Source organism: Streptomyces sp. (assembly GCF_035563135.1).
GTDB lineage: Bacteria > Actinomycetota > Actinomycetes > Streptomycetales > Streptomycetaceae > Streptomyces.
Window position 1 is genome coordinate 1 of record NZ_DATMVN010000544.1, and the last position, 9,766, is coordinate 9,766.

The 9,766-nt window shown below is 72.6% G+C and carries 11 protein-coding genes and 1 pseudogene; 8 read left to right on the plus strand and 4 right to left on the minus strand.

Translation table 11 applies throughout. The features are described 5' to 3' along the window. Positions 1–633 (plus strand): annotated as a pseudogene (locus VN520_RS24015) (hypothetical protein); the annotation flags it as partial. 69 nt (positions 634–702) lie between these two features. Here VN520_RS24015 and VN520_RS24020 read toward each other — a convergent pair. Then, on the minus strand, positions 703–1,968 hold the full coding sequence (locus tag VN520_RS24020) for an ABC transporter substrate-binding protein (RefSeq protein WP_325749010.1): 1,266 nt from the start codon (positions 1,966–1,968) through the stop codon (positions 703–705). Positions 1,969–2,142: 174 nt separating this feature from the next. Here VN520_RS24020 and VN520_RS24025 point away from each other — a divergent pair, with 174 nt between their 5' ends. Both VN520_RS24025 and purU read left to right on the plus strand, forming a co-directional pair. After that, positions 2,143–2,589 carry an SCO4402 family protein gene (locus VN520_RS24025; RefSeq protein ID WP_325749020.1) on the plus strand — a complete coding sequence of 149 codons (447 nt, stop codon included), beginning with the start codon at positions 2,143–2,145 and terminating at the stop codon, positions 2,587–2,589. A gap of 28 nt (positions 2,590–2,617) precedes the next feature. Further along, positions 2,618–3,517: a formyltetrahydrofolate deformylase gene (gene purU, locus VN520_RS24030; RefSeq protein ID WP_325749011.1), complete on the plus strand. Its 900-nt coding sequence runs from the start codon at positions 2,618–2,620 to the stop codon at positions 3,515–3,517. Between the two features lie 33 nt (positions 3,518–3,550). Here purU and VN520_RS24035 read toward each other — a convergent pair whose 3' ends face one another. Then, positions 3,551–4,804, minus strand: a complete 1,254-nt coding sequence (locus VN520_RS24035; protein ID WP_325749012.1) for a zf-HC2 domain-containing protein — start codon at positions 4,802–4,804, stop codon at positions 3,551–3,553. Further along, on the minus strand, positions 4,801–5,382 hold the full coding sequence (locus VN520_RS24040) for an RNA polymerase sigma factor (protein ID WP_325749013.1): 582 nt from the start codon (positions 5,380–5,382) through the stop codon (positions 4,801–4,803). Before VN520_RS24040 ends, VN520_RS24035 begins: the two co-directional genes overlap by 4 nt. Before the next feature lie 288 nt (positions 5,383–5,670). Between VN520_RS24040 and VN520_RS24045 the strand changes: the two genes are divergently transcribed. The 3 genes from VN520_RS24045 to VN520_RS24055 all read left to right on the plus strand — a co-directional run bounded on the left by VN520_RS24045 (position 5,671) and on the right by VN520_RS24055 (position 7,725). Further along, the gene (locus VN520_RS24045) at positions 5,671–6,045 is read left to right on the plus strand and encodes an STAS domain-containing protein (protein ID WP_325749014.1); all 375 of its coding nucleotides are present in this window, start codon (positions 5,671–5,673) and stop codon (positions 6,043–6,045) included. Positions 6,046–6,127: 82 nt separating this feature from the next. Next, a complete protein-coding gene (locus VN520_RS24050; protein WP_325749015.1) occupies positions 6,128–6,664 on the plus strand; it encodes an EF-hand domain-containing protein in 537 nt (178 codons plus the stop codon). Between the two features lie 599 nt (positions 6,665–7,263). Continuing rightward, positions 7,264–7,725 carry an ATP-binding protein gene (locus tag VN520_RS24055; protein WP_325749016.1) on the plus strand — a complete coding sequence of 154 codons (462 nt, stop codon included), beginning with the start codon at positions 7,264–7,266 and terminating at the stop codon, positions 7,723–7,725. 9 nt (positions 7,726–7,734) lie between these two features. Here the strand turns inward: VN520_RS24055 and VN520_RS24060 are convergent, their stop codons facing one another. Then, positions 7,735–8,721 carry a GlxA family transcriptional regulator gene (locus tag VN520_RS24060; RefSeq protein ID WP_325749017.1) on the minus strand — a complete coding sequence of 329 codons (987 nt, stop codon included), beginning with the start codon at positions 8,719–8,721 and terminating at the stop codon, positions 7,735–7,737. Positions 8,722–8,808: 87 nt separating this feature from the next. Between VN520_RS24060 and VN520_RS24065 the strand changes: the two genes are divergently transcribed. Together VN520_RS24065 and VN520_RS24070 are read left to right on the plus strand one after the other, a co-directional pair. Next, positions 8,809–9,222 (plus strand): DUF2809 domain-containing protein, encoded by a 414-nt coding sequence (locus VN520_RS24065; RefSeq protein WP_325749018.1) that lies wholly within the window; start codon positions 8,809–8,811, stop codon positions 9,220–9,222. Between the two features lie 66 nt (positions 9,223–9,288). Continuing rightward, positions 9,289–9,766: MFS transporter (locus VN520_RS24070; protein ID WP_414719931.1), on the plus strand; the 478-nt coding region annotated here is incomplete at its 3' end.

A 9,766-nucleotide genomic window follows, 5' to 3' on the forward strand; every position in this document is an offset into this window, starting at 1 on the left:
CGCAGGCGGTCGGCGCACATTCCGCTGATCGCGGCCGTCGTCATCGGCTGCGCCGTCATCGGGCTCGGCGCGGGCGCCCTGATGAGCGGGGGCGAGGAGAGCCCGTCGGACGGCAAGCAGCCGGCGGCCGCGCAGAGTTCACCCTCGGGCGCCGCCTCCGCGCAGGCGGCCGACCCCGCGAAACCGCAGGCCGAGGCGCTCGACAAGCTGCTCGCGGACAGCAACGACAGCCGCTCGGCGGTCATCGGCGCCGTGGAGAAGATCAAGGACTGCCGGGCGCTCGACCAGGCGGCCTCCGACCTGACGGGCGCCGCCGCGCAGCGCCGGGGCCTGGTCACCCGGCTGGAGGCGCTGAGCGTCGACCAGCTCCCGTCCCACGCCGAGCTGAAGTCCTCCCTGACGAAGGCGTGGCAGGCCTCGGCGGAGGCCGACGACCACTACGCCACCTGGGCCGGCCAGGCCAAGAACGACAAGAAGGTCTGCAAGGGCGGCAAGGCCCGCTCGACCGACGCGACCGCCAAGGCCAACGCGTCGAGCGGTGAGGCGACCACGGCCAAGCAGGAGGCCTCGGGGCTGTGGAACGCCATCGCACGGAAGTACGGGCTGACCGGGCGCGCCCCCACGCAGCTCTGACCCGGAGGCCTCCGGCTCCCGGGGTCCTGCCCGGGAGCCGGAGGCGGGCGTATGTGCCGGACGGCGGTGTCAGGCGCCCGTGTGGGCGTTCATCAGGTTCTCCGTGACATCCACGAAGCCCTTCTTCTCGGCGGTGAGGCGTCCGTCGCGGACCACCTGGAACGTCACCCGCCCATTGACGATGCGTCCGTAGGCGGCCGTGCCGACCAGGTCCTGGAAGCGCCAGCGCAGGACCGGGGTGAGGCCGCCGGTGTCCACCTCGGTGCCGCGGTTGAGGCTGACGGAGATCCCTCCCGCTGCGATGTCCGGCCGGTCCATCGCCTCGATGACCGCCTTGAGCACGGTGTAGGCGATCCAGGTCGTCTGCACGCCCGTGTCCTCGGGGTCGATCCGGTTGTCCCCGAAGGCGTACTTCCGGATCACCCCGCGCATCTCGTTCCAGCGGGCGTCGCCGGGCTCCGGGTACCAGCCGGTGACGAGGGCCCCCTCGAAGGGGCTGTCCGGACCGCCCGAACGGTTGATGAGGGCCTGGCCGACGCTGCCGAGCACGGACGAGATCCGGATGCCGCTGTCCTCGGGTTCGAGCCGGCGGAAGGAGTCGAAGAACGTCTCCGTGCCCTCGCCGAGCACCGCGGTCACACAGCCGCCGTCCGCCTTGTCGATGGCCCTGGCCGCCTCGGTGTCGTACGACGTGGCCTCCTCGGTCGCGCTGATGTCGTAGGGCGCGGGGCGGTCGCTCCCGCCGAGGCCCGTGCCGAGGAGTCCGGGCATGGTGTCGCCGACCAGGGTGTCGGGCCGCACCAGCGAGACCCGTTCGCAACTGGCGGCCAGCTGCTCACCGTTGCCCGCGACGAGCGCCGGCTGGCCGCCGTTGACCGGGTAGGAGAGATAGCTGGTGAACTCGTCGGCGGAGGCGCCGTACCCGCCGATGTACGGAATTCCGGCGGCCTCCAGCGGGGCCAGGAAAGCCCGCCCGTGCCTGCTGTACGAGCCGACGACGGCTGCCACGTCCTTGTCGACCGCCCGCCGGGCGCACTTCGAGGCTCCTGCGGCGGTGTCCTGTTCATTGCAGGTGAGCACCCGGAGCTCGTGGCCGTCGATCCCGCCCTTCTCGTTGATCCAGCGGGCGTAGGTCCTCGCCATGGCGGGCATGCCCGCCATGTTGACCGTGTCGGCCCCGGTGGTGTCGGGCGCCCAGGTCATCACGGTGACGGGCTCCCTGGAGTCCGAGGCTCCAGGGAGGACGCCGCAGCCGGATATCAGCAGTGCCCCGGCCGCCGTCGATGTGAGGAGTTCGCGGGGACGAAGGGAGGTGAGGCGTCGCCATCCGGTCATAGGCATGAACTTTTGCGGTTCACGGGTAACACCGCAGCCTGTCGCGGTCAACGCGCGGTGACGCGGAGGTGAATTACGGGGGGCCGCGCACGGTCGTCCGGAGGGCACGTACGATCGGCAACCGTGCAGCAAGGTTCGGAGAACACTTCCCGTCGCGGCCGCCGCTCCTCCACCATGGGCGGCATGCCGCTCAACGACATGCCGTGGTGGCGCTGGCGCAGCAACGTGCGCTCGGCGCTGCACATGCTCTCCGACCCCGTCTTCCACCACGAGTGCTGGCTGGCCGGCCGGGAAGGGTACGGCGATGTCACCGACGCCGTGTACCGCCTGGTCGAGGACACCTGGCTGGACAACTGGTCCGCCGAGAAGTACGTGGGAACGATCTTCCGTGACTCCGCCGAGGCCGCCCTCGTGGACGTCGCCGCCCTGCGGGTGCTGCGCATCATGCACCAGGTGGGCGCCGACGCCCCGGTGTCCGCCTACCTGGAGCACCCGGGCTGGCAGGAGGCGGTGCTGGCGGCCCGCGAGGCCCATGTGATGCTCGCCACCAATGACGCGGAGGACCCCGACACCCCGCCGCGGTCCCTGGACGTGCTCCGCATCATGACCGGACCGGCGTGACCGGCGGGCGGTGTGGCACCCTACGGGGATGACCGCGCCGCAGCCCGCCGAATCCGTACCCGCTGCCTCGGACACCGCCGCCGAGCAGTACGTCCTCACGCTCTCCTGCCCCGACAAGCAGGGCATCGTGCACGCCGTGTCGAGCTACCTCTTCATGACCGGCTGCAACATCGAGGACAGCCAGCAGTTCGGTGACCACGACACCGGTCTCTTCTTCATGCGCGTCCACTTCTCGGCGGACGCCACGGTCACCGTGGACAAGCTGCGCGCCAGCTTCGCCGCGATCGGGGACGCCTTCCGGATGGACTGGCAGATCCACCGGGCGAGCGACCGGATGCGGATCGTGCTGATGGTCAGCAAGTTCGGGCACTGCCTCAACGACCTGCTGTTCCGCTCCCGCACGGGCGCCCTGCCGGTCGAGATCGTGGCGGTCGTCTCCAACCACACGGACTTCGCCGAGCTCGTCGCCTCGTACGGCGTCCCCTTCCGGCACATCCCCGTGAACAGGGAGAACAAGCCGGAGGCCGAGGCGCAGCTGCTGGAGCTGGTCCGCGGTGAGAACGTCGAACTCGTCGTCCTGGCGCGCTACATGCAGGTGCTCTCGGACGATCTCTGCAAGCAGCTGAACGGCCGGATCATCAACATCCACCACTCCTTCCTGCCGAGTTTCAAGGGCGCCAAGCCGTACCACCAGGCCCATGCGCGCGGTGTGAAGCTGATCGGTGCGACGGCGCACTACGTGACCGCCGACCTCGACGAGGGGCCGATCATCGAGCAGGAGGTCGAGCGCGTCGGGCACGGTGTCACGCCGGACCAGCTCGTCGCCGTCGGACGCGACGTGGAGTGCCGGGCGCTGGCCCGCGCCGTCACCTGGCACGCGGAACGCCGCATCCTGCTCAACGGCCGCCGTACGGTCGTCTTCCCGTGAGCGGTGTGTTCACAGCCGCCGTGAGCGGTCTGTTCACAGCCGGCTGAGGGAGGCCGCGGCGAACAGGACGTCGCGGATCGCCTCGCGGTCGCCCTCCTGGCCGGCCGCGGCTTCGACCGGCAGTACCCGGCCGGCGACCAGCCGGCAGAACTCCACCCCGTCGAGCGCGACCTGCGCGACCGCGTGGGCGGGGGAGCCGAGGGCGGCCGGTGAGTCCAGCGCGATGTACCAGTCGCCTCCGCCGCGGCCTTCCACCTCCAGGTGCAGGGAGCGGCCCGGGGACCCGGCGGTGACCAGGTGGCGGGCCGGTGCGGCCAGGCCCGTGCGGCGGCGCTCGGCGAGGGTGCCGGGCAGCAGCCGGGCCGCCAGGTCGATCATCCGGTGGAGATGGGGTGCGGCGGGCGGCTCGTAGGGATAGGCCACCGCGTCCGCGATGTCACCGCCGTGCATCCAGCACTCGAAGGCCCGCTCCAGGAGCGAGTCCTGCAGCGGAAGGGCGAAGTCCCCGTACGGGACGGAGAGCTCCGCCACACCGCGGCCCGCGAACGACACCGTACGGACGAGGGTGTGGCTCTGGTCACGCCACGGCTCCTGCACGGCCCGGGTGAGCGGCCGGAGAGCGGCCGACCAGTAGGTCTCGGTGCGCTCGGCCGGTGTCGGCGGCACGGGGCGGTCACCTCCTCCGAGCGGGTCGTGCAGGCCGAGCGCCCTGGACACCAGGCCGTCGACGGCCATCAGATGCCCGATCACCCCGGCGACCGTCGTCCTGCGGTTCACCTGGTGGTCGGCCTCGAACCACTTCAGCCGTACCGGCGCGTGCCACTCCGGGTCGCCGATGTCCCGCAGCAGGGCGTCGAGCCGCGCGGTCTCCGCGTCGTACGGCGCCGCCCACGACGGGACGGGGATGCGCGCCGGGCGGCGGCCCAGACAGCCCTCCAGGACCCGGGACCGGAGCATCGGGTCGAGGTCCAGGGCGCCGTCGGTGTGCAGCAGCCCCACGGCGTCCCGCAGCCGCAGGGCCTCGTCGGCGCACCGCGCGCACGAGGTGAGGTGCTCCTCCACGGCGGCGGTCTCCTCGGCGGAGCAGGCGGCCAGGGCCCAGGCGCCGAGGAGCGACTGGAGCACCTTGTGGGGGAGCGCCGGGGCGGGCGGGCCCGGTGGTCCGGGCGGTTCCCAGCCGCCGGGCCGGACCGGCGGCAGCTTCTCCTGGTCGTCCGCGGCCGCCCGGGGCCCGGGTATGCGCCGTTCGGCCGGCGGTTCCTCCTCGCCGTCCCGGCCCCCGCTCATGGTGTGGGCCCGTACCCGGGAGGCGTGGTGTCCGCCGACGGCCGGGTGTTCGCGGTGGAGAGCAGCTGGAGACCGAGGCGCAGCCGGCGTCTGGCCTCGTCCCCGGTGACGCCGAGGTCGGAGGCGGCCTGCCGGTAGTCCCGCCGCTGGACGTACGCGAGCTCCAGGGCGGCGCGCAGTGACGCGGGCATGGAGGCGACGATGTAGTCGGCGCGGGCCGCGGCGGTCGCCCTGAGCACCCGGTGCTCCAGCTCCTCGTCCCGGCCGCCCGCGCCGGACCCCTCGGCCGCGCCGTGTGTGCTGCGGAGCAGCTGCACGGACCGGCGGTGGGTGAGCCGTGCCACCCAGGCGCGCATCGAGCCGTGCCTGGGGTCGTACGCCCCGGGGTTCTCCCAGACGTAGCCGAAGACCTCGCGCGTCACCTGGTCCGCCGCGTCCTCGTCGTCGAGCATGCGATGGGCCTGGCTGTGCACCAGGGCGGCGAACCGGTCGTAGAGCTCGCCGAGGGCCGCCGCCTCGCCACGCGTCAGCCGCTGCTGCATCCGGCGGTCCCAGCGCGGTGGTGCGTCCTTCGCCATCCAGCCCCCAGCCCTGTGCCTCTCGTCACGTCGAATGTAGTCGGCGGTACGCTCCGCACACGCGTCTTTGCGGCAAGTACGTCCTTTGAGCGGCGCCGAATGATAGGGAATGCTTCCCCCCTTGCCTTTTCCTGATCGCGTAAACGACCCTGAAGTGATCATTTCTGGATGGATCCTGTGTCAGGCCGGTGGGCGGAAAGGTGTTTCACGGGCGGGTACGCGGGCAGCCGCAAGGGGGAACGGAATCTTCCGGATCCTCCGGAGCCCCGGAACGAGAGGCCGAGTCGCGTGACGCTGAAGGTGTACGAGACGGAGCACGACGTGTGGACCGTGCTGCAGGTCCACGGCGAGCTCGATCTCGTGAGTTCACCCGTCGTGCGCCAGTCCGTCCACGGGGCGGTGGCCGCGGGCCGGCACGACGTGGTCCTCGACCTCTCCGGCGTCCTCTTCTGCGACTCCAGCGGGGTCAACATCCTCATCGCCTCCCGCCGCCTCATGAAGTCCTGCGGCGGCCGGCTGCGGCTGATCCTCCCGGCTCGCGGCGCCGTCGACGGCTCCCACGTGAACAAGGTGCTCGGGGCCCTGGGGGTGCGCCGGCTCTTCGACGTCTACCCCGACGCGGACGCGGCGACCGACGACGCGTCCCAGCCGCTCACCGCGTGACACGCCGGTCCGGCGCGAGGTCGTCACATCCCTGAAGGGAGTTGGTGACACGGGACGCCGCCCGGCGTCGTACGCTCCCCGCATGGACAGCGCAGAGTACGAGCGCAAGATCGCCCACCGCTTCGCCGCCTTCGACCAGGACGGCAACGGCTACATCGATCGCGCCGATTTCAACACCGCCGCGGCCCGTCTGCTCGCCGAGTTCGGTACGACGGCCCGCTGCGACCGGGGCCAGTGGCTCTACACGGGTGCCGAGGCCTTCTGGCAGGGCATGGCGGGCATCGCCGACGTGGACGGGGACCAGCGCGTCACCCGTGAGGAGTTCGCCGGCGGGGCCGTGAAGCGATTGCGTGACAACCCCGAGCGCTTCGCGGAGATCGCGCGCCCCTTCCTGCGCGCGGCGATCGCCGTGGCCGCCGGCGTGGACCCCGACGGCGCCGAAACGGCCTCCGCCCCGGTCGCCGCGGTGGAGCGGGCCCTGCGGGTGCTGGGCGCGGAGGACGCCGTCGCGACCCTCGCGGCCCGGAGCCTGGACACCGACCAGGACGGACGGATCGCCGAGGCGGAAGCGGTCGCCGCCTTCGCCGCGTACTTCACCGTGATCGCACCCGGCTCGTAGGCACCCTGGCCGGGGCGGCCACGGGCCCGCGACCGGTCCTGCGGGGGCATCGTGCTGTCAACACGCCGAACGGTGTGAGCAGTTCGTGCCTTCCCGGGACCCCGGCCGGGCTGCCTCCGGGCCGGGGTGCGGTGCCGGTCCCGGGGGAGTCGTGGCTGACCGGGGGTGTGCGGGCGGTGCGCCGCGGGTGACGCACCGCATCCGGAGGGCGGGTGCGCCCTCCGGACGGGCCGTGACCGGACGGAGTCAGGGGCCCGCGCTCGGGTACGCTCCGTGGGATGCGAGTGGTACTGGAACCGGAACGTCCGGGTGCGGCCCCTGCGGCCGCTCCGGCCGGCGCACGGTGCCCTGCTCGCGCCCCGCGGAGCTGCGGCGGGACTGCCGGGGACCCGGTCCCCGGGGGACCGGCGCGCTCCTGTTCGACTCTCCGCAGCGCGCGTCGCACAGTATGGACCACGCGTACTCCTTCGCGCTGGAATATGCCCGAAGCGCTTGTTGCGGTGACTGTACGTCAACCATGCTGTCTCGCACGGGAGTCACGTTCCGTGACCCTGAGGAGACGCGAGGCGATGTGTCCGCCGGTTCGGATGGTGTGAGCGGTGCAGGTGCTTCAGGTTCAGCTGGAGATCGGTCCGGATCCCGCGGAGGTGGGACGGGCCCGCAGATGGGCGCGGTCGCGGCTGGTCGGGTCCGGGATGGAGGACGACGAGCCGCTCGCGGAAACGCTCATCCTGCTGATCTCGGAGCTCGTCACCAACGCGGTGGTCCACACGGGCTGTCCGGCCGTGCTGCGGATGCTGTTCGGCCCGGCGCATCCGGCCGGTTCGGCCGGGACGGTGCGGGTCGAGGTCGCCGACACCAGTTGCCGTCCGCCCCAGCCGCGCCACTCGGAAGGTGAGGACACCGGCGGCCGCGGCCTGGAGCTGGTGGACGGCCTGGCGGATCGCTGGGGCTGGCAGCCGGAGGGCGCGGGCAAGCGGATCTGGTGCGAGATCGACCGCAGCGGCCCGGTGATGCTCCCGGTGGTCCAGGAGCAGCCCGGCGACCGGGCCCGTCTCTGAGGGGACCCCTCAGCGCCCGGTGGCGGCCGACCGGAACGTCCGCCGGTAGGCCGTGGGCGACACCCCCAGCGCGGCCTGCACATGCTGGCGCAGGGAGGTGGCCGTGCCGAAGCCGGAGTCCCGTGCCACCTGGTCGACCGACAGATCCGTGGACTCCAGCAGCTGCCGTGCCCGCTCCACCCTCTGCCGGGCGAGCCACTGACCCGGGCTGATGCCGGCCTCCTCGCGGAAGCGGCGGGTGAAGGTGCGCACGCTCATCGACTCCCGCTGTGCCATGTCCCGCAGCAGGATCGGCTGTTCGAGCCGGTCCAGTGCCCACGCGCGGGCAGCCGTCGTCGTGGCGAGCCCGGCTTCGGGCAGCGGGCGCCGGATGAACTGCGCCTGCCCGCCGTCGCGGTGCGGGGGGACGACGGTGCGGCGGGCGACGTCGTTCGCCACGGCGGTGCCGTGGTCGCGCCGCACGATGTGCAGACAGAGATCGATCCCGGCGGCCACCCCCGCGGAGGTCAGCACGTCCCCGTCGTCGATGAACAGGACGTCCGGATCGACGCGGATCTGCGGGAAGAGCCGCTGGAAGTGGTCGGCCGAGGACCAGTGGGTGGTGGCGGGGCGCCCGTCGAGACGCCCGGCCGCGGCGAGGACGTAGCTGCCGGTGCAGATGGAGACCAGGCGGGTTCCCGGCCTGATGTACGCGAACGCGGCGGCCAGTTCCCCGGTGAGCCGGCCCTCCTCGTACACGGGCCCCAGTTCGTAGGAGGCCGGGACGACCACCGTGTCGGCGGTGGCGAGTGCGTCGGGGCCGTGCTCGGCCATGATGCTGAAGTCGGCGTCGGTGCGGACCGGACCCGGCGGGCGCACCGAGCAGGTCACGACGGCGTACAGCTCCTCGCCCGCACCGGGCGCCACGCTCTGCGCGCGGCCGAAGATGCGCTGCGGGATGCCCAGTTCGAAGGGGATCACCCCGTCCAGGGCGAGCACGACGACACGGTGGGGCATCTCGGCTCCTGCTCTCCTGCGGAGGGGGTGACACCGGTTTCCCGCGGATTGGGCGTCACCGGTTGCGGCCTGATAAACGTACCGGCCATGGAAACCTGTGCCTTCTCTCCCCGGCCCCTCGTCGTCCGCGCGACGGCTGCGGCGGCCTCACTCGTGACCGTGGCGGCGGGTCTCGGGGTGCGCTCGACGATGAGCGGGGAGGTGGCGAAGTACGCGGGTGACGCCCTCTACACGGTGCTGGTGTACGCCCTCGTCGTCCTCCTCGCGCCGCGGGTGCGGCCGGCGGTGGCCGCAGCCACCGCGCTGGCCTTCAGCTGGGCGGTGGAACTGGCCCAGCTCACCGGCGTACCGGCCGATCTCGCGCGGCAGAGCGCGGTGGCACGGCTGGTGCTCGGCTCGACGTTCAACGCCCCGGACCTTTTCTGGTACGCGGTGGGCGCGGCCCTGGCCTGGGCCGTCCACCGCCGGCTGCCGTCCGGGCGCTCCCCCGCGCGGCCCTGACCGGGTGGCCCGATTCCTGCGAAGAGTGTCCCTCAGGCCGCTCGCCGGAGGGCGGCCGTCCGCCGGATGCTGATCCGCGTGAACCGGACGACCGACGACGCGACGATCGGGAGCGCGCCTCACCGCCGCTCCGGCCCCCGGACGGACCGCCCGCGGATCCACCGTGCGTGGATCGTCGCCGCCGTCACCTTCGTGACGATCATCGGCGGCGCGGCCTTCAACTCGCTGCCCGGCCTCCTCATCGAGCCGCTGCACACGTGGTTCGGCTGGTCACGCGGCGAGATCGGACTCGCCGTCTCCATCGACATGGCGCTGTACGGGCTGACCGCGCCGTTCGCGGCCGCGCTGATGGACCGGTTCGGCATCCGCCGGGTCGTGGTCGTCGCGCTCGGCGCGGTCGCGGCCGGGGCGCTGGCGAGCTGCTGGATGACCGAGGTCTGGCAGCTGATGCTCTACTGGGGCCTGCTCGTCGGCCTGGGCACCGGCTCGATGGCGATGGCCTTCTCGGCGACCGTCACCGTGGCCGGCCGCCAGCCGTGCCGGT

Excerpts from the sequence above, each read along its gene's own strand:
- VN520_RS24020 (WP_325749010.1), bottom strand. The coding sequence starts at position 1,968 with ATGACCGGATGGCGACGCCTCACCTCCCTTCGTCCCCGCGAACTCCTC.
- VN520_RS24025 (WP_325749020.1), top strand. The coding sequence starts at position 2,143 with ATGGGCGGCATGCCGCTCAACGACATGCCGTGGTGGCGCTGGCGCAGC.
- purU (WP_325749011.1), top strand. The coding sequence starts at position 2,618 with ATGACCGCGCCGCAGCCCGCCGAATCCGTACCCGCTGCCTCGGACACC.
- VN520_RS24035 (WP_325749012.1), bottom strand. The coding sequence starts at position 4,804 with ATGAGCGGGGGCCGGGACGGCGAGGAGGAACCGCCGGCCGAACGGCGC.
- VN520_RS24040 (WP_325749013.1), bottom strand. The coding sequence starts at position 5,382 with ATGGCGAAGGACGCACCACCGCGCTGGGACCGCCGGATGCAGCAGCGG.
- VN520_RS24050 (WP_325749015.1), top strand. The coding sequence starts at position 6,128 with ATGGACAGCGCAGAGTACGAGCGCAAGATCGCCCACCGCTTCGCCGCC.
- VN520_RS24060 (WP_325749017.1), bottom strand. The coding sequence starts at position 8,721 with ATGCCCCACCGTGTCGTCGTGCTCGCCCTGGACGGGGTGATCCCCTTC.
- VN520_RS24065 (WP_325749018.1), top strand. The coding sequence starts at position 8,809 with ATGGAAACCTGTGCCTTCTCTCCCCGGCCCCTCGTCGTCCGCGCGACG.